22 protein-coding genes and 2 pseudogenes are annotated in these 23525 nt (G+C 45.9%); 7 read left to right on the forward strand and 17 right to left on the reverse strand.

Translation table 11 applies throughout. The features are described 5' to 3' along the window. Positions 1-73: 73 nt before the first annotated feature. Both H6G45_RS18140 and H6G45_RS18145 read right to left on the reverse strand, forming a co-directional pair. Positions 74-403, reverse strand: a pseudogene (locus H6G45_RS18140) (putative toxin-antitoxin system toxin component, PIN family). Continuing rightward, positions 393-611, reverse strand: coding sequence for a hypothetical protein (locus H6G45_RS18145; protein WP_190599792.1), 219 nt, complete (start codon positions 609-611; stop codon positions 393-395). Before H6G45_RS18145 ends, H6G45_RS18140 begins: the two are co-directional and overlap by 11 nt. A 278-nt stretch (positions 612-889) precedes the next feature. Here H6G45_RS18145 and ahcY point away from each other — a divergent pair, with 278 nt between their 5' ends. Further along, positions 890-2167 (forward strand): adenosylhomocysteinase, encoded by a 1278-nt coding sequence (ahcY, locus tag H6G45_RS18150; protein ID WP_190599793.1) that lies wholly within the window; start codon positions 890-892, stop codon positions 2165-2167. A gap of 187 nt (positions 2168-2354) precedes the next feature. Here ahcY and H6G45_RS18155 read toward each other — a convergent pair whose 3' ends face one another. Further along, the gene (locus H6G45_RS18155; protein WP_190599794.1) at positions 2355-4637 is read right to left on the reverse strand and encodes a RelA/SpoT family protein; all 2283 of its coding nucleotides are present in this window, start codon (positions 4635-4637) and stop codon (positions 2355-2357) included. A 372-nt stretch (positions 4638-5009) separates the two neighbouring features. Between H6G45_RS18155 and patD the strand changes: the two genes are divergently transcribed. Then, complete coding sequence (patD, locus tag H6G45_RS18160; protein ID WP_190599795.1) at positions 5010-5393, forward strand: heterocyst frequency control protein PatD; 384 nt, start codon at positions 5010-5012, stop codon at positions 5391-5393. 148 nt (positions 5394-5541) lie between these two features. On the opposite strand, the gene H6G45_RS18165 is transcribed toward patD, so the two are convergent. Next, a complete protein-coding gene (locus H6G45_RS18165) occupies positions 5542-5739 on the reverse strand; it encodes a hypothetical protein (RefSeq protein ID WP_190599796.1) in 198 nt (65 codons plus the stop codon). Between the two features lie 210 nt (positions 5740-5949). Further along, positions 5950-7143, reverse strand: a complete 1194-nt coding sequence (locus H6G45_RS18170) for a hybrid sensor histidine kinase/response regulator (RefSeq protein WP_190599797.1) — start codon at positions 7141-7143, stop codon at positions 5950-5952. 158 nt (positions 7144-7301) lie between these two features. On the opposite strand from H6G45_RS18170, the gene prmC reads away from it, so the two are divergent. Beyond that, the gene (prmC, locus tag H6G45_RS18175; protein WP_190599798.1) at positions 7302-8201 is read left to right on the forward strand and encodes a peptide chain release factor N(5)-glutamine methyltransferase; all 900 of its coding nucleotides are present in this window, start codon (positions 7302-7304) and stop codon (positions 8199-8201) included. Positions 8202-8240: 39 nt separating this feature from the next. Here prmC and H6G45_RS18180 read toward each other — a convergent pair whose 3' ends face one another. Continuing rightward, positions 8241-9710, reverse strand: a complete 1470-nt coding sequence (locus H6G45_RS18180; RefSeq protein ID WP_190599799.1) for a TldD/PmbA family protein — start codon at positions 9708-9710, stop codon at positions 8241-8243. Positions 9711-9755: 45 nt separating this feature from the next. Further along, positions 9756-12941 carry an efflux RND transporter permease subunit gene (locus H6G45_RS18185; RefSeq protein ID WP_190599800.1) on the reverse strand — a complete coding sequence of 1062 codons (3186 nt, stop codon included), beginning with the start codon at positions 12939-12941 and terminating at the stop codon, positions 9756-9758. On the opposite strand from H6G45_RS18185, the gene H6G45_RS18190 reads away from it, so the two are divergent. Beyond that, positions 12940-13158: a hypothetical protein gene (locus H6G45_RS18190; RefSeq protein ID WP_190599801.1), complete on the forward strand. Its 219-nt coding sequence runs from the start codon at positions 12940-12942 to the stop codon at positions 13156-13158. The two genes, H6G45_RS18185 and H6G45_RS18190, sit on opposite strands and share 2 nt — an antisense overlap. Before the next feature lie 37 nt (positions 13159-13195). Here the strand turns inward: H6G45_RS18190 and aroB are convergent, their stop codons facing one another. Then, on the reverse strand, positions 13196-14281 hold the full coding sequence (aroB, locus tag H6G45_RS18195) for a 3-dehydroquinate synthase (RefSeq protein WP_190599802.1): 1086 nt from the start codon (positions 14279-14281) through the stop codon (positions 13196-13198). A gap of 81 nt (positions 14282-14362) precedes the next feature. On the opposite strand from aroB, the gene H6G45_RS18200 reads away from it, so the two are divergent. The 3 genes from H6G45_RS18200 (at position 14363) to H6G45_RS18210 (ending at position 16690) form a co-directional block, all read left to right on the forward strand. Continuing rightward, a complete protein-coding gene (locus tag H6G45_RS18200) occupies positions 14363-14461 on the forward strand; it encodes a cytochrome B6 (protein WP_190599803.1) in 99 nt (32 codons plus the stop codon). Positions 14462-14678: 217 nt separating this feature from the next. Next, positions 14679-15662 carry a porphobilinogen synthase gene (gene hemB, locus H6G45_RS18205; RefSeq protein WP_190599804.1) on the forward strand — a complete coding sequence of 328 codons (984 nt, stop codon included), beginning with the start codon at positions 14679-14681 and terminating at the stop codon, positions 15660-15662. A gap of 80 nt (positions 15663-15742) precedes the next feature. After that, positions 15743-16690 (forward strand): glycosyltransferase family 2 protein, encoded by a 948-nt coding sequence (locus tag H6G45_RS18210; protein WP_190599805.1) that lies wholly within the window; start codon positions 15743-15745, stop codon positions 16688-16690. On the opposite strand, the gene H6G45_RS18215 is transcribed toward H6G45_RS18210, so the two are convergent. The 9 genes and pseudogenes from H6G45_RS18215 to H6G45_RS18250 form a co-directional block, all read right to left on the reverse strand. Further along, entirely contained in the window at positions 16687-17370 is a 684-nt protein-coding gene (locus tag H6G45_RS18215) for a Uma2 family endonuclease (RefSeq protein WP_190599806.1), read from the reverse strand. The two genes, H6G45_RS18210 and H6G45_RS18215, sit on opposite strands and share 4 nt — an antisense overlap. Positions 17371-17473: 103 nt before the next feature. Beyond that, positions 17474-17998 carry a Uma2 family endonuclease gene (locus H6G45_RS18220; RefSeq protein ID WP_190599807.1) on the reverse strand — a complete coding sequence of 175 codons (525 nt, stop codon included), beginning with the start codon at positions 17996-17998 and terminating at the stop codon, positions 17474-17476. Positions 17999-18362: 364 nt separating this feature from the next. Further along, a pseudogene (locus tag H6G45_RS19330) lies at positions 18363-18623 on the reverse strand (HEPN domain-containing protein); the annotation flags it as partial. A gap of 12 nt (positions 18624-18635) precedes the next feature. Beyond that, complete coding sequence (locus H6G45_RS19920) at positions 18636-18761, reverse strand: hypothetical protein (protein ID WP_277922741.1); 126 nt, start codon at positions 18759-18761, stop codon at positions 18636-18638. After that, positions 18754-19077, reverse strand: a complete 324-nt coding sequence (locus tag H6G45_RS18230; RefSeq protein WP_190599808.1) for a nucleotidyltransferase domain-containing protein — start codon at positions 19075-19077, stop codon at positions 18754-18756. Before H6G45_RS18230 ends, H6G45_RS19920 begins: the two co-directional genes overlap by 8 nt. 67 nt (positions 19078-19144) lie before the next feature. Next, entirely contained in the window at positions 19145-20083 is a 939-nt protein-coding gene (locus H6G45_RS18235) for a glycosyltransferase family 2 protein (RefSeq protein WP_190599809.1), read from the reverse strand. Beyond that, positions 20073-21320 (reverse strand): glycosyltransferase, encoded by a 1248-nt coding sequence (locus H6G45_RS18240; RefSeq protein ID WP_190599810.1) that lies wholly within the window; start codon positions 21318-21320, stop codon positions 20073-20075. Before H6G45_RS18240 ends, H6G45_RS18235 begins: the two co-directional genes overlap by 11 nt. Before the next feature lie 23 nt (positions 21321-21343). Further along, on the reverse strand, positions 21344-22327 hold the full coding sequence (locus tag H6G45_RS18245) for a methyltransferase domain-containing protein (protein ID WP_190599811.1): 984 nt from the start codon (positions 22325-22327) through the stop codon (positions 21344-21346). A 182-nt stretch (positions 22328-22509) separates the two neighbouring features. Further along, entirely contained in the window at positions 22510-23523 is a 1014-nt protein-coding gene (locus H6G45_RS18250; RefSeq protein ID WP_190599812.1) for a glycosyltransferase, read from the reverse strand. Positions 23524-23525 lie beyond the last annotated feature (2 nt).

Genomic DNA, 23525 nt, shown 5'->3' on the forward strand with positions numbered 1-23525 from the left:
GGTGCTCAATGGTCTCCCAAGAATGTTAACCGAATGCTACGCCTACGCTGTGCCTATCTTAATCACGCCTTCTCTATGAGTATTTATGCTTGCTGACAAACTGGGATGCTCCCAAAAAATTATCCTTCTTGTCTCGACAACTGTCAAAGTGAAAATTCACCTTAACCAATTCAATTTTTCCGTTTAACAGTCCGACTAAATTTTGGATTGCTGTTTCGGAAAAGTATTTCTTAAACTTAGGGCGATATAATACATCCATCAGCTCAACAAACAAATCTTCACTGAATAAAATCACCACTCAGTTATCAATAATAGCTTGATTCAAACCTTGAAGAGTTTTTCCAATCAGAAAGCTAATCCAGATATTCGTATCAATCACAGCCCGGATAGCTTCATTGTTCATGGTAGTTAGCTTGCCGGACTGCTTCAACTTCTCGGGTAATGTCTTCTAGAGTTAATTCATCGGTTTTGACGGAATTGAGAAATTTGTTGAATCTGGTGGCAAAAGTATCCTTCTCTAAAAGTTCTAGTAATTCTAGTTTTTCTTCAAGATTACATTGGGCAATAATATTCTTCAGCTCAGGGAAGTCTAGTGGCGGCAATGAGTTCATTTTTGCTTTTCTCCGAGAGGGGAATTATAACTCCCATTATTGCATTTCCAATAGTTCCCCAAGAATCTGCTCAAAAAGCCTTCTGGCCCTAATTCTGGGGGGATAAATTTAAATTTTTCCCATTTGCCGGAGCTTTAGTAGGGAAATTTAGGGACAGATCAGAACTTTGCAAATCGACGCTAACAGTCTGTCAATGGCCAAAGGGACGATCGCCATTCCAGACCGATAAAATGTTAAGTTATATCACATTCAAGCAAAGTTCTTAGGAATTACTCCGTATGGTAGCAACGCCCGTTAAACAGAAATACGATATTAAAGATATTAGCCTCGCTCCCCAAGGTCGTCAGCGCATCGAATGGGCGGCCCGGGAAATGCCCGTTCTAAAGCAAATTCGGGAACGTTTTGCCCAGGAAAAACCCTTCGCTGGTATCCGTTTGGTGGCCTGCTGTCACGTTACCACCGAAACCGCTAACTTGGCGATCGCCTTGCATGCCGGTGGGGCTGACTCCCTGCTCATTGCCAGTAACCCTCTGTCCACCCAAGATGACGTGGCTGCCTGTTTGGTCGCCGACTACGGCATTCCCGTTTACGCCATCAAAGGGGAAGATAACGAAACCTATCACCGCCATGTGCAAATTGCCCTGGATCACCGCCCCAACATCATCATTGACGACGGTAGCGACGTGGTAGCCACCTTGGTACAGGAACGGCAACACCAACTGAGTGACATCATTGGTACCACCGAAGAAACCACCACTGGTATTGTGCGCCTGCGGGCCATGTTCAACGATGGGGTACTTACCTTCCCCGCCATGAACGTCAACGATGCAGACACTAAGCATTTCTACGACAACCGCTACGGCACCGGCCAATCCACCCTGGACGGCATCATCCGAGCCACCAATATTCTCCTAGCCGGTAAAACCATTGTGGTGGCTGGCTATGGCTGGTGTGGTAAAGGGGTCGCCATGCGGGCCAAAGGTATGGGAGCTGACGTAATTGTCACCGAAATTAGCCCCGTACCGGCGATCGAAGCTGCCATGGATGGTTTCCGAGTCATGCCTATGGCCGAAGCGGCCCAACAGGGAGATATTTTCATCACTGTCACCGGCAACAAACACGTCATTCGTCCCGAGCATTTTGCTGTCATGAAGGATGGGGCGATCGTTTGTAACTCTGGTCACTTTGACATTGAAATTGACCTCAAATCCCTCAAGGAACAGGCTAAGGAAGTTAAGGAAGTACGCAACTTCACGGAGCAATATATTCTCCCCAATGGCAAATCCATTATTGTGATTGGCGAAGGCCGTTTGGTTAACCTGGCCGCCGCTGAAGGGCACCCCAGTGCGGTGATGGATATGAGCTTTGCTAACCAAGCCTTGGCCTGTGAGCATTTGGTCAAAAATAAGGGTCAATTAGAGCCCGGTATGCACTCCATTCCGGTGGAAGTGGACCAAGAAATTGCCCGTTTGAAACTCCAAGCCATGGGCATTGCCATTGACAGCTTGACCCCCGAACAGGTGGAATACATCCATTCCTGGGCTTCCGGTACCTAAACTGATGACAAGTTAAGTTTTCTGACTCAAAACTTTTTTAATCTCCTAATTACAGGGGATTTTTTTTGTTTCTAGGCAGGCCATAGGAGCGTTTCCCTTCACTTCTGCCCCCTACCTTGCTAACTGTTTAATGTCAGGATTTGTGGATATCCTCTAGCGGGGGATGGGGATCGGCCAGATGGCCAAACTAACCGGAGATTACCCGACGTAGATCCATAACATCACTCATATTTTTAATTTTGGCCATGATGCCCAACAGTTGTTGATAGTCCCGAATGTCAATTTTGAGACTGATGATAGCGGGCCGCCCTAAATGGGTTTTAACATCGGCGTTGCGGACGTTAATGTGATTATCGCTGAGGCGGGAAAGGATATCCTTCAGCACCCCCACTCGGTCAATGGCTTCAATGACAATGTCCACCGGATAGGTTTGGTGATTATTATTGTTGGGATTCCACCGCACCGGAATCAGGCGATCGCCGTCCATTTGCTCGAGATTATGGCAACCCTGGCGATGGATGGAAATACCCCGGGCCCCCCTGGTGACTACCCCCATAATGGGTTCCCCTGGTAACGGATGGCAGCAACCAGCAATGTGATAAAGCAAGCCTTCAATGCCGGCGATCGGAGAATTATCTTTACCTGTGGCCGGGGGCGCAGTGGGATGGACTTGGGGAGAACTGGCGAGGGTAACTTCCTGGTTGGACTGGTTATTTTTAACGTTGTTAACATTATTTTCCCGCAGACGGTTGACGACGGCATTGGAAGTAATTTCGCCGTAGCCCAAACCCGCCAACAAATCTTCCACATTTTGGTAATTACAGCGCTCTGCTGTTTTTTGCATCGGCTCCGATTTCAGCAGGGCCTCTAAACCAGTTTTGCCCAATTCCTTTTCCAACAATTCCCGGCCCCGGAGAATATTTTCATCCCGCCGGGAACGCTTAAACCATTGGCGAATGCGGTGGCGGGCACTGGGAGTAACAACAAAATTGAGCCAATCTAAACTGGGGTGGGAATTCTTTTGGGTGACAATTTCCACAATATCGCCATTTTTCAGCCTGGTATCCACCCCTAACCATTGGCCATTAACCCGAGCCCCCTTCATGTGGTGCCCTACCTCAGTGTGGATGCGATAGGCAAAATCCACCGGCGTGGCGCCCCGAGCCAGGGAAATTACTTCTCCCTTGGGGGTGAATACATAAACGTCATCGTCAAAGAGATTCTGTTTAAGGTTTTCCACATACTCCTGGGCATCCTTGAGATCGCTTTGCCAGTCCAGCAGTTGCCGCAACCAAGTAAACTTTTCGTCAGTGGAAGTGAGAGCCGTATTTTCCGAGCCACCACTCTCCTTATATTTCCAGTGGGCCGCAATCCCGTACTCTGCCACATGGTGCATTTCTTCGGTGCGGATTTGGATTTCCAGGGGCCGGCTAGTTAGTCCCAAAACCGTGGTGTGGAGGGATTGGTAACGGTTGGGTTTGGGCAAACCGATATAATCCTTGAAGCGCCCTGGAATGGGTTTAAAGACGTCGTGTACCACCGACAGGGCCCGGTAACATTCCCCCTTGCTTTCCACAATGATCCGTAGGGCGGCAATGTCATAAATTTCTTCGAAGGCCTTATCCTGGCTGGTCATTTTGTAATAAATGCCGTAGAGGTGTTTGGGCCGGCCCTGGAGTTCAAAATGTTCAATGCCCTCATCCCGCAGACGGAAGCGCAACATATCCTTAACGGTTTCCAGACGGGATTCCCGATCGCCTCTTTTTTCCACCACCAGGGACTGAATTTTGCGGTAGGAATCGGGCTCTAGGTATTTGAAGGAAAGATCTTCCAATTCCCACTTAAAGCGCCAAATCCCCAAACGGTTAGCTAAAGGAGCAAAAATATCCTTAGTTTCCCTAGCAATGCGCCGTTGTTTTTCGGTATTTAACGCATCTAAAGTCCGCATATTGTGCAGGCGATCGGCTAATTTGACCACAATCACCCTAATATCCTTGGCCATGGCCAAAAACATGCGCCGGAAATTTTCTGCTTGATGTTCCGTTGTACTAGAAAAATTAAATTTAGAAAGTTTAGTTACCCCCTCCACCAAACTGGCCGTTTCTTCGCCAAACAAAGCCTCAATTTGTTCAATGCTAATGTCCGTATCTTCCACCACATCGTGCAAAAATCCCGCCGCAATCATCGCTTCATCCCCCCCCAGGTCCCGCAGTAGCCCCGCCACCGCCACTGGATGGGCAATGTAGGGTTCCCCAGATTTACGTCGCTGTTGGGCATGGAGATCGTAAGCAAAACAGAAAGCTCGACAGATTAAACAATGGGGCGCCGTTGCTTCGTCCTGGCCCTGTTCCACCTCTATTTGCCACTGCTGTAAACAATCCTCTAACCACTGGGGCAGTTCGATATCGTGGATATCTTGGGGAAGGGTGGTGTGAATGGTGGGGGTAGGCAGAGCGGCGACGGCATTCATAGTTTTGGGGAGGATGTTAGGGTAGCTTGCACTAACTAGGTATAAAACAGAAAAAAACGACCAAAAGAGCCGATAATTGCCAGTTAATGGGGAAAGATATAATATCAGCCATTAGCTTGTCAAAATCCCGTATTTATCTTTTAACAGACATTCCTATATCGGTGCAGGATTTAGGGATTAGTGTTAATTAATGTTAATGGTTATTAATGATTTTTTGCTCCTTTTGCTATGGAGATGTAAAAGCCGTACTCTCCCCAGAACATATCCCAGGGAGTTTGACCATACAGTCCCGACAAATCTGAATTAATATCAGCAAGCCTTAACATTATTTTAACCTTGATCCGCCCAACCCCTGCCAAATCCCCCGGAGCAATGTCGTCTACGCTACCATCTGATTTACCCGATCGCCTTAGGGAATTACAACAATTGCTGGAGCGATGTCAGTTGACCATGGCCGATCCTGAAGCCGAGGAGGCAACGGTGGCCAAGCAAGTTAGCGGACTAGGGGATTTTCTTGGGCATCATTTGCTCAGCATCACAGCGGAAGAACTGCCGACCCAGGGCGCACAACAATGGCCATCACTGCAAACGGAATTGCGAAGAACCCTACGCCTACTCTCCACGGAATTACTTTTTTGGCGATCGGCCCGTTCCCCAGAACGACGACATCATTACCAACAGCGTTTATTAGGGCACTATCAACAGTTAATGGATTTTAGTAGGGCAATGCAACAGTTGATTGATGGTGCCGATTAACCTGTCGCTGATTTTCTTCTGTAAACTTCGCTTCTTTGAACTAAATATTTTCTACTTTTATTTCCAGTTATGGTTAACCAATAGGCTTTGCGACTACAACCTTTACCAGACTATGGAGCAATGGAAAGAAAAGGCTAGAAACTTTAATTTATTTGAGGGAAGACTGGGCATAGCTGACCAAACCAGCACCAATGTAGGAACTGTAATTGTCAATGGTGTTTTGGGTGGCAATGCGATTGGGATTATTAAATAGTTCACCGATGCCCATGCTCAGGGTTAAAACGGTCACAGCAGCGATGGTGTAGTTGCGGATGGCGGTGGAGGTGTAGTTGGTGGAGGCAAACATGGTGTGGTGTTCCTTTGCTTTCAATAACTACAGCATAGGGAAATCCCCAGGGCATGTCAGTCCCAAAAAACCTGTAAAATCAAGGGTTTCAGGGTTGCCACTTCCCTCCTCAACATGGAAAAAAATAGAATTTTCTCTACCTCAGTCCCCTTCTGTCCATTCTTTGTCCATCCCTATTCAGCCACCGTTGGATAAAATTTCCCCCGTTCTTCAGGAGCTGACACGATCGCCATTGTCGGCAATTTCCAGAATCGGTAAACGCACAGTAAAACAAGACCCTCCCCCTTCTTGGCTTTCCACTTCCACTTCCCCGCCATGGATATTGGCGCAGCGTTGCACGATCGCCAGCCCTAGCCCGGTTCCCGTTACCCCCTCCACATTGTCCGCCCGGAAAAAGGGATTAAATAATTCCGCCATGGCCTGGGGAGGAATGCCAATGCCTTGATCGGCGACCCGAAAAATCATTGTTTTATCTTTGGCAATGACATCAAACAAAATTGGCGTGGGGGCAGGGGAATATTTAATGGCATTACTGAGAAGATTACAGATAATGTGGCGCAATAAATGGGCATCCCATACCCCCTGCTGCAAATTACCTTCGGTGTGGAAATGAATTGGCCTGGGTTGTCGCTGGGCACTGTTCACCAAACGCATTAAGTCCTGGCAAAAGTAGAGTAAATCGAGGGCTTCAAATTGACAACTGAGCTGGCCATTTTCCGTTTTTCCCAGCAGTAAAACCTCCGACAACAATTCATCTAAATCTTTAATTGCTGTGCGGATCATGTTGAAATAATTATGTTGTTGCCCTTTACTCAGGCGATCGCCGCTTTCTTCCAGGAGCCCCGCTGATAGCAGAATTGTATTGAGGGGATTACGGAAATCATGGGAAAGCATGGAGACAAACTCCGACTTGAGCTTATTGGCTGCCTTCGCCTCGGACAATTCCCTTTCCTGACGCTTGAGATTAGCATTGAGGGTCTGGTTTTCCACTGCTAATTCCCGGGATAGGCAATGACGTTGGATGGCATAGTGGACAGAACGCAAAAGCACGTCAAGGCTAACATCCCTTTTGACTAAATAATCTTGGGCCCCCTGCCGCACCGCTTCTAGGGCTAAAGCTTCGTCCTGGTGGTGGGTGAGAACAATAACTGGTAACTGCTGTTGATGCTGTTGGAGTTTGGGCAGAGAATCCAACCCTTGGCTGTCCGGTAGGGTCAAATCCAGCAGAATGATGTCGAACTTTTGCCCCTGGTCTAAAATTGCCAAGGCGTCCCCCAACCTTTGCACATGCTTAAACTCGAAGTTTTCCGTAGGGGAACCCTTAAGAATTTCTTGTAGTAGGCGGGCCTCAGCTAGGTTGTCTTCAATGAGTAGAATGCGTAGAGAGGGACTAATAACGGACATGGGAAATTTGGGGAGGAATAACCATTTGCTTGGGGTTCCAGGGGACAACCTCATCCGTATTTTACTAGTATCCTTCTGGGAGCGAAAATAATTCCTGGGTAGTCTCCCCAATTAACAGCGGAATTTTGCCATGTATTTGATGGTTGATCATAAACACAATGATTAAGGGCTTTGTCGCCGGTGAAGAATTTGCCCGATGGTATGCCACAGCCCGACAAATGGCGATCGCCCATGGCATTGAAGTGGGGGAACTGGATTGGCTTTTGCAGGGGTGGACGGACTTAGACCGCTTAACCTTACGGTTGCAAGATTTTAGTCGCAGGCAAATTGGCCTCAGGGAACCTTGGGACAATGTTCAACAGGGCTGGCAGAAAAGGGTGGAGGAGAAATACCCGGTGCAATACCTGTTGGGGCACACCCAATGGCGCAATTTTGACCTCAAAGTTACCAGTGATGTATTGATTCCCCGCCCAGAGACGGAGTTGATTATTGATATAGTACAAAACCAAAGTGACCAGTGGGGATTAAGGGACCCCTCCGACCATTGGGTAGATTTAGGCACCGGCAGTGGGGCCCTGGCCCTGGGCTTAGCTTCCCTCTTTCCCCACGCCCTAGTCCATGGAGTAGATTGCAGTGCCCCCGCGTTGGCGATCGCCAGGGAAAATGCCCAACGCCATCAGCTTGGCGATCGGGTTCAATTCCATCAGGGCCATTGGTGGGAACCCCTCGAATATCTACGGGGCCAGGTGCAGGGCATGGTGTCCAATCCTCCCTACATTCCCCAGGCGGAATTGCCCCATTTACAGCCGGAAGTGATTAACCATGAACCCCTCTTAGCTTTAGATGGCGGGGCCGATGGCTTGCAGGCAGTGGAACAATTAATTCGGCGATCGCCAGCCTATTTAAAGCCCGGTGGTTTTTGGTTAGTGGAAATTATGGCCGGCCAGGCCCCCATCGTTGCTGAACTGTTGAGGAAGAATGGAACCTATCAAGATATCCACATTCATCGGGATCTAGCCGGCATTGAACGCTTTGTTTCCGCCCGTACCCTAGGCTGAACTGGGGAATTTTAGAAGTTTTGGGCAATTGGGAAAAACCTAACGTCCCCCCACCGTAATGCCATCAACCTTAATGTGGGGCTGACCCACGGTGACATAGACACTGCCGCTCACAGAGCCACAAAACCCCGCCGCCAAGCCCAAATCCTGGGAAGACATGGAAATTTTATTCATAATCTCCGTGGCCGTACCAATTAACGTTGCGCCTTTAAGGGGTTTAGTCAACTTGCCATTTTCCACCAAGTAAGCTTCAGAAACCGCAAAGTTAAATTCCCCCGTGGCTCCTACGCTACCGCCGCCCATTTGCTTGCAGTAAATACCCTTTTCGACGGAATTAAAAATGTCATCCACCGAATAATTACCCGGGGCAATGTAGGTGTTACGCATGCGGGAAGCGGCTGCATAGGCATAGCTTTGCCGACGACCACTGCCGGTGCGGGGATGGCCGGTGCGGATGGAACCGGTGCGATCGGCAATGAAGTTTTTCAAAATGCCGTTTTCGATCAACAGAGTGCGCTGGGTGGGCATACCTTCGTCGTCCATATCAATGGTGCCAAAGGCCTTATCGGTCAGCCCTTCGTCCCAGGCAGTGAGGTTTTCATGGGCAATTTTTTCCCCTTTTTTATCCAGGAAAGGAGTGGTTTTGTGCTCAATTTGCGTGGTTTCCAACAGGTGACCACAGGCTTCGTGGAAAATTACCCCCCCGAACTGGTTGGCCATAATGATGGGATAGTTGCCCGATTCCACATAGTCAGCGTAGAGCATTTTTCCGGCGGATTCCGCCACTTCCTGGGCCGCAGTTTCCGCATCCCAAGTGCGTAAATAGTCGGGGTTACTGGTGTCCCCGGAACGCTTACTCATGGAAGTGCGGTGTTCACCATCGGCACAAAAGAGGGAAAATCCCACGGATTGGGTGAGGCGGATGTCCCGGGCAAAGGTACCGTCACTGGCCGCCACCAAAACTTCTTGCCAATCACGAAAATAGGCGGCCCGCCGGGATTGGGCATGGCTGGCATAGCGGTCTAATTTTTGGTTGGCCCCCAGCAAAATATCGCTCATCTCCTGCATGGGGCTACAACGATGTAGCCATTGGTCTTTTTCCTTCGCTCCGGCATAGTCCCGTAACATTTCCAGATTCAGTTCAGGCACAAAGGATTGGCCGGCCGGCAAGGTTAAACCCAAGATGGATAGGCCTTTTTCCAGGGCAGTACGTAGACCATTGAAGGAAAGGTCATTGGTGCTGACGTAGCAGTCGCCCTTGCCTTTATAAACCCGGACGCCACAACCGCTGGAGAGTCTGGGGGTGAGGCTGGTGATGGCGTCATCTTCGGCTAAGCAACTGACGTAATTGACTTTTTCGAGGAAAAATTCCACAAAGTCTGCTCCAGCGGCCCTCCCCAAACCCAATAGGGTGGATAACGATTCCTGCCATCTACCATCGAGGCGATCGCCAGGGGTGGTGTAGTTGAGGCTGGGTAAATCCTGGGAGAGGAGCAGGGTGGGGGCCATGGAGTTAGGGGTCAATTTTTAGGACATAGTTTATGTCTTCATATTTTAGCCATTCTGGTGGGGCGCTGGGGTCGGGCTCTGGGGCTGGGCTTCGGGGAGAGGTTCCGATGGGGAGGATTTAGGGGCCAAAAGTTGCCCACTGATGGTTTTGACCACAATGTATAAAACCGGCACCACAAACAAGCTCAGGAAGGTGGCCACCAACATGCCGCCAAACACCGCTGTGCCCAACGCTTGCCGACTACCGGCCCCTGCTCCAGTGGCGATCGCCAGGGGAAAAATGCCAAACAGGGTGGAAAAACCAGTCATGAGAATGGGACGGAGACGATCCTGGGCCGCCTCTAGGGCCGCTTTGACAATGGGATAACCCTGTGCCCTGAGTTGATTGGCAAATTCCACGATTAGAATGGCGTTTTTACTGGATAAACCGATAAGCATCACCAAGCCAATTTGACAGTACACATCATTGGGAAAGCCCCGCAAACTCTGGGCCATCAACGCCCCCAAAATAGCTAGGGGCACACTCAAAAGAATGATTACCGGATCAACGTAATTTTCGTACTGGGCGGCCAATACCAGGAAAACAAACAATAAACCCAAACCGAAAATGATTGGTGCCTGCCCCTGGGAAGTAACTTCCTCCAAGGAAATCCCCGACCACTGGAAATCAAACCCCGGTGGCATCACTTGACGGGCGATCGCCGCCATGGCATTCATGGCCTGTCCCGTACTCACCCCCTGGTTAGCGGACCCCGTAATGGCAATGGAACGGAATAGGTTGTAGTGGGTGATGATCGGTGCCCCTACCCCCTGGGTAACCTTGACCAGATTGGCCATGGGGATCATGGTGCCGGATTCACTACGCACATACAGCCGGTTAATATCCTCTGGGCTACTGCGGAACTGTTCGTCAGCCTGGAGGTAAACCCGATAGGTGCGGCCCTGCAAGACAAAATCGTTCACATAGCTAGAGCCCAAGGCTGTTTCCATGGTCTGGAAAATTTGGTCCACGGGGACTCCTAAGCTTTTGGCTCGGTTGCGGTCCACATTCACAATCAATTGGGGGCTATTGGCTTGGAAGGTGCTGAACACCCTTTGTAAATCTGGGCTTTGGTTCGCGGCCCCCAAAATTTGCCCCATGGTGGCCACCATCGTATCCAATCCACTGTTAACCCGCAGATCCTGTAGTTGGAAGTCAAAGCCGCCAAACTGTCCTAGTCCCCGGATGGGAGGCGGATTAAGGGGAAAAATGTTGGCTTCAGGAATCTGGGAAAATTTACCAAACATTTGACCGATGATGGCTTGCACCGATTGATTGGGAGCGGGGCGCTCACCCCAGGGTTTGAGGCGGGAGAAAATGATGCCCTGGTTAGGGCTATTACCACTAAAGCTAAATCCCCCCACCGCAAAAGTTGCCGTTATCTCTGGCACTGCCAATAACTCCTTTTCCACCTGGGCCATGACCCGACTGGTGTACTGCAAAGATACTCCCTGGGGAGCCTGAATGATGGTAATGAAATAGCCCTGGTCTTCGTCCGGTAAAAAGGCGGTGGGCACTGTTAAGTACAACCAGGCCGTGGCCCCGATTAGGAGCACAAAAACCCCCACTACTATGGTCTTAAACTTGACTAGCCTCTGCAGAGCACCGCCATAGAGTTGACGTACCCGCTCCAGCCGCCGGTTAAACCAATTAAAAAACCAGGCGATCGCCGCTGGAGGTTCCTGGCCTTCCCGCAACAGTAGGGCACAGAGGGAAGGGGTGAGGGTGAGGGCTAGAAAAGTAGACAGGAGAATGGAAAAGGCAATGGTGAGGGCAAATTGTTGGTATAAAGCCCCCGTTGTTCCCGGAAAGAATGCCACCGGAATAAATACCGCCATCAACACCAAGGAAGTGGCAATTACCGCCCCCGTCAGTTCCCCCATGGCTTCTTGGGCCGCCTGCTTGGGGTCTTCGTGCTTCACCTTAATGAAACGGCTAATCTGCTCCACCACAATGATGGCATCGTCCACTACCATCCCCGTGGCCAAAGTTAAACCGAACAAAGTCAAGCTATTGATGGAAAAGTCAAATAGTTTAACAAAGCCAAAGGTGCCAATGAGCGCTAGGGGAATGGTCAAAGCGGGAATTAAAGCCGATCGCCAATCCTGGAGAAAAACCAGAATGACCAAAATAACCAGAACCACCGCAATTAAGAGGGTTTTTACCACCTCAAACAGAGACTCCTGGACAAATTCAGTGGTGTCAAAGGCCACGTTATACTCAATGCCTTCGGGAAAATTCTCCGCCAGCCGGGCCATTTCATCTTTAACTAAGCGGGCAACTTCCAGGGCATTACTGTCTAGTAGTTGATAAATACCTAGCCCCACCGCTTCCTCACCCCGAAAGCGCAAAAAGCTGTTGTAATTCTCTGCCCCCAGTTCCACCCGGCCAATGTCCTTAAACCTGATCACAGAGCCACTGGGCCCTGATTTGACAATTAAATTTTCAAAGTCCCCCAAATCGGCCAACTGACTGCTAGCCCGTAAATCCAGTTGGTATTCCTGCCCGGGCGGTGCCGGTTCCGCTCCAATTTGCCCAGCTCCCACCTGGAGGTTTTGTTCCCTCAGGGCTTGGCTGAGATCCTCCATGGTCAACTGTTGGGCCGCCAGTTTCATCGGATCTACCCAAAGACGCATGGCATAGAGCCGTTCCCCGAAAATCCGCACATTCCCCACCCCAGTGATGCGACGGAGGGGATCCACCAGGTAGCGGTCGGCGTAGTTGCTTAAAAAGACGTTGTCATACTGACCATTGGGGCTAGTGATGCCAATGCCCAGCAAGAGCGCATTGGATTCTTTGTTAACCCTCACCCCTGTGCGATTGACTGATTCTGGCAACTGGGGGGAAGCTAGGGCCACCCGATTCTGCACGTCAACGGCGGCAATATCTTTATTTTGACTGCGGTCAAAGGTGACAGTGATGCTGCTGGTGCCATCGTTACTGCTGGTGGAGCTGATGTAGCGCATGCCTTCCACCCCATTAATTTGCCGCTCTAAAATGTCGGTAACGGCCCTTTCCACCACCTCCGCATTGGCACCGCTGTAGTTGGAAGTCACCTGAATGGCTGTGGGGGCAATTTCGGGAAACTGGGCCACGGGGAGATTGACCAAGCTGATCATTCCCACCAAGAGGATGATAATGGCGCAAACGCTGGCAAAAACGGGGCGTTTAATGAAGAAATCGACAAACATGGTAGGCACAAAGGCGGTTCAGCGGCGAAGACTGGCTTTAAACCCGGCCATCGTTGCCATATTGTTACATATCTTTAACAATGCCCTAACCCTACTTTGGGTTGATCTTTCCGTTGCCCAGAAGCTTAATTTGGGCTGGAGGGATTGGTGGAACGGCTATGGTGATCCCAATCTTCCTCAAGGGAAAATTTTGCCCCAACGGATCGCTGGGAAATAGGGAAAACTAGTATTACTCACTAGATCGCAGAAGGAAACTAGAGCATAGTGGCCTTAATGACTTCCTCCGTAACCGCATCACTCATGATCACCTGCCCGATCGCCGTGGGGAGAATGAAGCGCACCTTACCGGCTTTGACTTTTTTGTCGTGCAGTAAACTCGCCAGCAAATCTTCCACCGCCAAGGAGGGAGGAACTTCCGTGGGTAATTTAGTTTTGTGCAATAGTTGCCGCTGGCGATCGCCTAACTCCTGGTCACAAAGTCCTAGACAATGGGCAATTTTGGCCGCTGCTTCCATGCCAATGGCCACCGCCTCCCCATGGTTAATCACCCCGTAGCCCGTTAAACTTTCCACCCCGTGGCCAATGGTATGGCCATAGTTGAGGATGGCCCGCAGCCCCGCTTCCTTCTCGTCCTGGCTGACCACATCCACTTTTGCTTGGCAAGAGCGTTGGATAATTTGGGTTAGCAATGCCGGGGTCAGGCGATCGATGCTCGATAAATCATCTGATTTTTCTAAGGCTGTAAACAATTCTGGGTCCCAAATCACCCCGTATTTAATCACCTCCGCCATGCCCGCCCGAAATTCCCGTTCCGGCAGGGTTTTTAACACAGTGGGGTCAATGTACACCAAGCGGGGCTGGTAGAAAGCACCAATCAAATTTTTCCCCTGGGGATGGTTCACTCCCGTTTTACCGCCAATGGCAGCATCCACCATGGCTAGCAAAGAAGTGGGCACCTGGACAAAATTAATACCCCGCAGCCAAGTGGCCGCCCCAAAGCCGGTCATGTCACCAATCACCCCTCCCCCCAGGGCAAGCAGGGTAGAATTGCGTTCCAAATTGGCTTGGAAAGCGACATCGTAAAGCTCATTAATGGAGGCCAGGGTTTTATGGGTTTCCCCAGCCGGCATTAAATGCTGAAAAACCTCATAACCCGCCTTTTGTAAAGCTTGAATGACAACTTCGCCGTAGTGGTCATAAATTTCCGGGTTAGACACCACCATAATTTTTTGGCCCAAGCCGAGGGGAGCTAAATAGCTCGCAATTTCCGCCAAGCCCCCCGGCGCAATCTGTACTTGATAGGGGGACTGGGGCAGGGGAACGGGGATGGTGGTGGCCATAAGTTGCTGGTTCAATCGGTGGCGCTGGATCGTACAATAGCAAACAATTACAACGTTTTTATCAAAGCGAGGAACAAAATTATGGCCGCTGGTGTTGGCATTTTTATTGGTTATATTGCTGTTTTTACCGGGGTCGCCCTTGGTCTCCTCTACGGTCTACGGTTTGTCAAGCTGATTTAACCCATCTTCAAGTTAACTGAGAGAGGGTTTTAAAAGTCCCCCTGTCTCCCCTAGTGGGGGGAAACTAGAGAAAAGTCCCCCAGAATTGCGGTCGCGTTAGTGGGTCGGTTTAGGGGGCAAAAATTAGTCAACTGGCAACGTCAATTGATCGCTAGGGCCAGGCTTTTACTTTAAAAATTTTAAAAAACTACATCAAGCGAAATATTTAAACACCATTATGTTTCCCACCACCCGTCCCCGTCGTCTGCGCCAAACCGATGTCCTCCGCCGTATGGTCAGGGAAAATACCCTCACCGTCAATGATTTGATTTATCCCCTGTTTGCCGTGCCTGGTAATGCTATTGCCAAGGAGGTGGTGTCCATGCCGGGGGTGTACCAGTTATCGGTGGACAAAATTGTTGATGAAGCAAAGGAAGTACGGGATTTGGGTATTCCCGCCATTATTCTCTTTGGCATTCCTGAAGATAAGGATACCGATGCCACGGGGGCTTGGCATGATTGTGGCATTGTCCAAAAAGCGACGGAAGCGGTGAAAAAAGCGGTGCCGGATTTGGTGGTCATTGTTGATACTTGTTTGTGTGAATACACTAATCATGGCCACTGTGGCTATCTGGAAACCGGGGATTTGACCGGCCGAGTGTTGAATGATCCCACCCTGGAATTGTTGAAGAAAACTGCTGTTTCCCAGGCCAATGCCGGGGCGGATATCATTGCTCCCTCAGGGATGATGGATGGTTTTGTCCAGGCCATTCGGGAAGCGTTAGATGACCATGATTTCCAAAATATTCCCATTCTTTCCTACGCAGCTAAGTATGCTTCGGCCTATTACGGCCCCTTCCGGGATGCGGCGGACTCCTCCCCCCAATTTGGCGATCGCCGTACGTACCAAATGGACCCAGGCAACAGTCGGGAAGCATTGAAGGAAGTGGAACTGGATTTGCTGGAGGGAGCAGATATGGTAATGGTCAAACCAGCTTTGTCCTATATGGATATTATTTGGCGCATTAAGGAAATGACCAATCTGCCGGTAGCGGCCTATAACGTTTCCGGGGAATATTCCATGGTGAAGGCCGCCGCCCTCAACGGTTGGATTGATGAGCAAAAAGTAACTCTGGAAACCCTGACCAGCTTTAAACGGGCCGGGGCAGATTTGATTTTGACTTACCACGCTAAGGATGCGGCCCGCTGGCTCCAGGACTAAGGGGATAATCCCCATAATTAGTCGATCCTAATTTCAAACGGCTTGGCCATGGATGGGGCGGGCTGGGAGAAAGGAAAATAATGCCTAAAGCGCCTCTATTAAGTGTTTGTATTCCTGCCTATAACCGCCCTGCTTGGCTAAGGCGGGGTTTGGAGTCGATCGCCGTTGGGGATGGTACTGACATAGAGGTGGTCATTACCGATGATTCCGACACTGACCAGGGCCAGGCGATCGCCGCTGAGGTGTTGGAGAATTGGTCAGGATCTTGGCGCTACGAACATCATCAACAGCCGTTGGGCATGGCCCAAAATTGGAACCGTGCTATCCAATGGGCCACGGGGCAGTATGTGATGGTTCTGCATGACGATGATTTTTGTTTGCCCCAGGGATTGGGTCGGCTGGTCAATAAGTTGCAGGAGTTAGGGAACCAATACCCAGTTTTATTATTTGGGGTCTGGGTGGTGGATGCCCAGGAACGAATTATGAAACGGCAAGTATTTCAGCAGGATCAATTTTTGCCGCCCCATAATGCATTAATAAAGCTTTTTTCCAATTCTTCCTTGGTGCGTTTTCCTGCTGTGGTGATCCGACGGGACCTATTTGTGGAGGTGGGTTACTTTAACCCAGACTGGCGGGAACCCTGTGACCTGGAAATGTGGATGCGGTTATTTGCCAACTATGGGGTGTATTGCTGCCGGGAAGCCACCGTAGCCTACCGAGTGCATGCCCAAGCCTTAACCATGGCCTCTTTCCATGAAAAGACGGTGGAAATTTTACTCAGGTTATTTGAGGAACTGGCCAAGTTCAACCTTTTAAGCGGGTCGGAATTGGAGCAATGTAAACAATTATTTTTTCATCAATACATTTTGGCAGGGGCGTGGCGGCAGTTGCGACGGGGGCAATGGGATACATTTAAAGCGGTGATGGGTTTATGGCAATTGCCAGAGCTTGGGGGGATGCCTTGGACACCGAAATGGTGTTTTTTTCGATCCTTGTTCACAGCCCTAGCCCGCTTGCCCTACCCTTAATGGTCAATGGGGTCAACCCCCAGTAAACGCAACTTTTCCGCCAGGCGATCGGCTCTTTGTTTTTCAGATTCAGCCCGTTGTTTCTCAAACTCAGCCCTTTCTTTTTCAGATTCGACCTGTTGGGATAGCTCCACCGTTGTTAAAAATGGTTGTCCATTGGGGTAATAGACATTCAATCCTTCTGGAGTTAACACGAAGCTAATCCTCAACAGTGGACTTTGCCAATTGTTGATGTCTTCAATAACGGTAAGTTCATCCGCTGATCGTTGTAAACCCACTAATTCTTGGCAGTCTGGATCGTAAATATAATATTCTTCTACGCCATAACGGCTATAAAATTGGAGCTTTTTCGTCATTTCTTTGATGGTATTCCCTGGGGACAATATTTCAAAGACAACCTGGGGGGGAATATTATCTTCCTGCCACTGACGATAGGAACCCCTATCTCCCTTGGGTCTTCCAAACACAACAAAGACATCGGGGGCAACGCGGATATTGGGGCTTCCTTCAACGGGATACCAGAGTAAATCCCCTGCAACAAATACCTGGGGGTCGTTGGCAAACAAACATTCTAAGTTTTCTTTCAGTAAAACAATCCAACGAAATTGCTTGGTGTTATCAGCCATGGGCTGTCCATCACTGTCAGGGTAGATAATTTCACGATCTACGGAGATTACCATTTCGTTAGCCCCATTGGATTGCCACTGAGTTTTCGTTATTCTTATTCTAAAAGATGTTAATGGCGATCGCCGTCAAGTTGGAAGATTCTCATTAGCCCTGGAGCTAGTTAAAGATTTCCTGGGCACTTAAGGTTAGGGGAATATCATTAAGAACAGGGAGAATGCTATCATCTCGGCTAATGATGAGGGGTTGATGGGGCTGAAAAACTAAGATAATTTCTTCGAGGGGATCGATTAACCAGGCTAATTCGGCTCCCTCTTCTAGGCAGGTTTGAATTTTAGTAATAATTCTGGTGCTTCTTTGGTCGGGGAACAGAATTTCGATCAGCCAATCGGGGGGGCCTTCTAAGGGCTGATTAGTAGTAAGCAGTCGATTGATACGAGTAATGGCAATGTCAGGAACGATAGAGTTACTACTCAGGACACAGCGAAATTCTGGAAGGGCTTCATATGTGGTGCTAGCGCTATCAATTTTGGCAACGAGGCGTTTTTGTAGTCGGCTGTGATACAAGGTCGGCATCGGTTTTTGGCTAGGTACCTGGTTGATGAGTTCCCAAGCGGGGGATTCTTCAATGTTGGGCAGTTCCAGGAAGTCCTTTAGAGTGAGGGGGGAAAGGGCTAGTGACATATTTAGGGTTGGCTGATGGACTTGGCTCGATTATAGAATTTCTTTTGTGGATGTCTTGGAGCTAAGATAGTCAGGTTTTACCGAGTTTGCCGATGAGGCCATGGTAAAAGTCGATGCAGGAGAGCTAAATTGAAAATACTATTTTTGAAAGAATTTTAGTGATTTAAATGTCACAAACATTGTGAGCCATGATGATATTCTTATGACTTGTACTATTTGACGATCCATCATTTGCAACGACGACATAGTATTTATCTAGATCGTTATTCTTTTTAGAATATCCAAACATTTAAGAGGGGTTTGTTTTCGATTATATACGGGAATAATAATAAATATTGTCATTATCCATGCTTATGATTTCTCATCAATTGTCCGGCAATAATCCAGTTACAAAATTTAGTATTAAACTTGCTATCTTCAAAGCTTCTTCTGCTTCATTTTTCTCCGGTTCAATAGTGTCACTAGGATAGCGAAACTCTGTTGCGTAGGGGGTAAGAGTATCACCCGCATCCTTGAGGTCTTGAAAACTAGCCTCAGACTGACAGCATAAATCTATCAAGATATCTAAATCATGGGTTTTTCTGAAGACTGTATTTTGATAAGTCAAATACGCTTTTAATGATTTCTCAGCAGATTGTTAGCAATGGTATACAACAGCATCAAGTAAAGATTCTTCGTTTTTAAAAAGCACCCAAGCAACTTTTAAATCTCTTTGGCTTTTTATTAACCATTGCTGAACTTCTTCATAGTTGGGATTATCCATACAAAACCTTACCTTCCAGTAATGCTTGATTGACGAGGGAGGTCGTTACTTGTGCCTTACGGTCAACTTCTGCGCGGGTCATTACCAAGATATCTTTAGGCACGCCAATGCCACGCAAAACCTTGTGGGCTTGACGAGATCGCCGATAACGAGGTTCATCAGAATCAGACACAATTACCAGTAAATCAATATCACTATCTTCATTGGGTTCTCCATAGGCATGGGAGCCGAATAAGATAATTTTTTCTGGCTTGAGGGCTTCAATGAGTCTGACGGTTATCTGATTAAGTAACTCGTTAGTAATTGGTTTCAACATCGAAATCCAACGGGGAGAATTAATGGAGATTATTGATTATTGTAGGTGAATATAGCGTGGAGTTAGATCAGAGTAGCCAAGTTTTACCGAGTTTGCCGATGAGGCCATGGTAAAACCCAAGACAAGATGCCCAGATTTTAATCAGTTTTTGACCTGGTTCATAGATGATGATTTTGCCGATTTTTTTGATTAAACTTTTGATGCGATGGAGGTAGGACAGTGTTTTGTAATAGGGGTTATTAGACAGACGGGTTTCGATGTAGGTATGGTTACGGTTAATGTAGTAGTAACGGAGAGGGGAATAGATATAAATGGGATGACTTTTATTAAGATGAGTCAAATAAGTGCCAAAGTTGTGTTGCATGGTGGTCTTTTCACTCACACAAATGTGATAGCCATGTTTTCTCATGTTGAGGCAATATTCCCAATCCACTCCATCAATGAATAAATCAGGGTTGGGAAGGGCAATATTTTTGGCTGCTTGAAGGTTGATTAGGGAGCCGGAGGTAATAACAACATCACACTGATAGAGTTTTTCTCGATAGTAATGGAAGAAAGGAGGAGAAATTTCGGGGAGTATCCACTCAAGTTTATATTTTTTTAAAAGACCGTTGGGAAGTTTTTTTTGGGTTTGGTAGTCAATGATAGTGGGAGAAATAATACCGACAGGAATATTTTTTTGATTAAGATATTCGTATTCTGAGAGTAATATTTTAAGGGTGTTGGGATCAGGCTGACTATCTTGATCAAATGTCCAGAGAAAGTCATAGTTATTTTCGATTGCCCATTCAGTAGCTAGTTTTAAACCTCCTGCAACACCAATATTTTCAGGACAATATTGAATAATATGGGGAATTTGAATATCTAAACTTAAAGCTTTCTGAGAGTTGTCAATAATCAATAAATTTTTAGGTATAAATGACTGAAATTTAAGTGATTTAATACATTTTTGAATAGATGGTAAGTCTTGATAAGCTGTTATGTAAGCGACGACATTAAAATTCATAATTATTTTCAGGGTTATTCATTTTTAGAAAGTATTTTTCGATAATTTTTTGCCATTGTTCCATCTGATTTTCAATACTAAATTTTTGAGCAATCTCTTTGGCTAAATTTTTATTGAATTTAAATTGATTATCCATAACATTTTTCATTGCCTCAACTATTTCATCTGTGTTCCAGGATTTAACTATTTTCCCTATCTGGGGAGAAGTTAAAATTTCATTGATACCACCACAATCAAATGAAACAATAGGCTTTTGTAGGTATAAAGCCTCTAGAGAAACAATAGAAAAGGATTCTCTAGATGAAGTTAGGACAAAACCATTTGCAACATTAAGATATTGATAGTATTCATCATTTTTTAGTAGTCCCAGCCATATGATTTTATTGTCTAAGCCTAATTTTTCTGAATATTTTTTACAGAAAACATCTAGTGCAGAATCAGAGTTATTACCCAGCCATAAAAAATGACAATCATATCCCTGATTTAGTATTTTTTGAGCTATCTCTATAAATTTAATAGGATTTTTATTTTGATCCAGAGTTCCTGACATACACCAAACAAAACTTTGAGGTGATATTCCTAAGATTTGGCGTCTTACTTCAGGATAGAATTTTATATCATCGATTTTTTGGGTATCTATAGTTGGATAACAAATTTCAATATTTTCACTTCTACCTAATATTTGTAATGTTTGAGCGGCAGTATGGGAACAAGCAATGATTAACTGAGGATAGTTAACCAATATTTCAGATTCTTGTTTATTTAATCCTGGTAACATTTGCTCAAGTTCGTGAGCATGAACAATACAGGGAATTTGATGATTATAGGCATATTTTAAAGTTTCTTTTTGCAAAATTGTGTTGATATACCAGATATCTGATTTAAATTTCTTATGGGCATAATCTAGAGAGATATTAATATATAGAGAATACAGGGATTTAAGAGACGAAAAGTAGCGTTTATTTTTAAAAATTGAAGGAATCAATAATGCCCAAAACCAAATAGATCTTACACTTTCATATATGACCAAGTGAGGAATGTGAGTTTTTCTGTTCTTTTCTATAAGCTCGCCTTTGAAATATGAAATCCACGCAACAGACTTAATATTTGAAGAGTTAATATTATGAATAATATTACTTAGAACAATTTCTGAGCCTGTATAAGCTGATGTGGTAGTAAAAAAAAGAATGTTTAGGGGCTTATTGTTTATATGTTTTTGATTGATGATAGTAGACATGGAAAGTTTTAATCGTTTTTGATTTAGGGATTTTTAAGATTTTGTAAAATATTTTTGGCTTTATATGCCAACCTGAATGGACTAAAAGTTTGTCTCAAGTGGAACCAAAACCCAATATTGCCAAGTAACCAATTAGCCTGCTCCCGCAGTTCACGCATAATTTCAAGTTGTAGTTGAAGACGGAATTTTTCTCGTAATTCATGGGTAGGGTGCTTAGTATAACCTGGACGTAAATGTGCTAAAAAATCAGTAGATGGCCGTGGCTTTATCCAGTCAATTCGCCAGTCAATCAAACCTAATTCACCTAATTCCATAATGAGTAGCTGAAAACTCGCTGGTGTGAACTGCCAACCATGGCAATCAATATATGAGGCTGATGGATCATCATTCCATGTTTTAAATGTATCCAATGCCGTTTCAATATTAGAATGAAAACTAAGCTTAGAAGGTGTTTCTCTTCCCCAAGCACAGCGATTATCAGCGTGAACAGAATAAGCTAAATAGTCAAAGAGTGCTGCCTGAGAATGCCGTTGGATTGCGTGAGCATGGGCTTCTAGTATTCTTCCAGTTGTACTTACAGGACGAAATGCGTCAAAGCAAAACCGTTTATCTGGAACTGCCAGGACTAGAACGCCACTGTCTGGATTGAGTAAATGTTGAGCAGACTGAAAAAAGCTAATAAAGTCTGGTATGTGCTCAATCACATGGCTGGCAATGATAGCTTGGAATGTATGACACTGGGAATCTAGAAACGCTTCTGCTAATGAACCCTGTTGCCAGATAACATCAACTTCTTCAATGAGATTAGTGTCAACAGCCGTATCATTAATATACTTTTTGACCAATCCGGTTCGAGAATCGTGGTCTACAATAGTCGTCTTCCAGCCTTCTCTTTTTGGAGCAATGGCATTATGTAGGGGACCAATTTCGATAATGGAATCACTTTTGCTTAGTCCTGAAAGTAGTTGAGTCTTGCGATTGTATTTTGAAAAAAATTGGGTATGCATATACGAATTAATGATATTTTACATAAATAATAAATTTTAGACTCTAAATCAATTAATCCTCAAAATTTGAACCCTGTGCAAAAAAGTTCAATATTAAATACATCCAAATTAAGAATTAACATAACAACGTTATGCAAAACAATCCCTGGGCGGTACATATCTAGGCATTACCTGAAAAAAATTTAGCATTTAAAACTCTGCTTAATTTTTCTTTGTAGTATTCTAAGTATAAAAAGAGGGTCAAGAGCAAGGGATTTTATCAGTAAAGGCCATGATTGGTAACGAAATAGATAAGGGCGAAGAAAAGAAAAAATTTTGATTGCTGTTTCGGTATTCAAGTAAATCAAAAAAGTATTATTATTGTTATTTATTTTTTTGAATACATAGTAAATTTCATAAATGATTGATGCTGTTTTTTGGGCTTTTTCATAGTTTTGAGTGTTTCTAAAAAGTAGAAAATAAGCTAGCTCATAACCAATATCTCTATTTAAAATCTCATTGATATTTTTTTTTATGATTTGAGTAGAAGCAGATTGTCTTTGAGAATTTTGAGTTTTAGTTATATTGGAGGCATGCTGTCTATAAAATAATGCAATTTCAGGTAAATTATGCATTTGTGTTACTTTACTTAATTTACTCCATAAATCATAATCCTCTGAGTCACTTAATATTTTCGAATAACCACCTTGATTAAGAATTATTTTTTTTCGATACATTACACTGGGATGGGCAAAAGGGCAGCAAAAACAAAGACTCCATTTAATACTCATATCTTCAATAGGATATTGCCAATAGGCTTGACATAATTTATTTTTATCTATAACTTTTACCCAGGTTCCAAGTAATCCTATTTCAGGATTTTTGTCCAGAAAATCAACTTGCTTTTTAAATCGCTCAGGTAAGCTAATATCATCACAATCCATGCGGGCAATATATATTCCTCTAGCTAAATTTAAACCTCTGTTAAGACTATAAACTAGGCCTTGATTATAATTATTTTTGATAAGAATAATGCGATTATCTTTATAAGATTTTATAATCTCTATACTATTATCAGTTGAGCCGTCATCAATAATCAAAAACTCAAAATCAATAAAAGTCTGATGAAGAATACTATCGATTGCTTCTCGAAGATATTTTTCTCCATTATAGACAGGCATTAAAACGGTAACTTTTGGTGTTTGATTTTGTTGCATGT

It is taken from the genome of Synechocystis sp. FACHB-383, from assembly GCF_014698605.1.
GTDB classification, from domain to species: domain Bacteria; phylum Cyanobacteriota; class Cyanobacteriia; order Cyanobacteriales; family Microcystaceae; genus Synechocystis; species Synechocystis salina.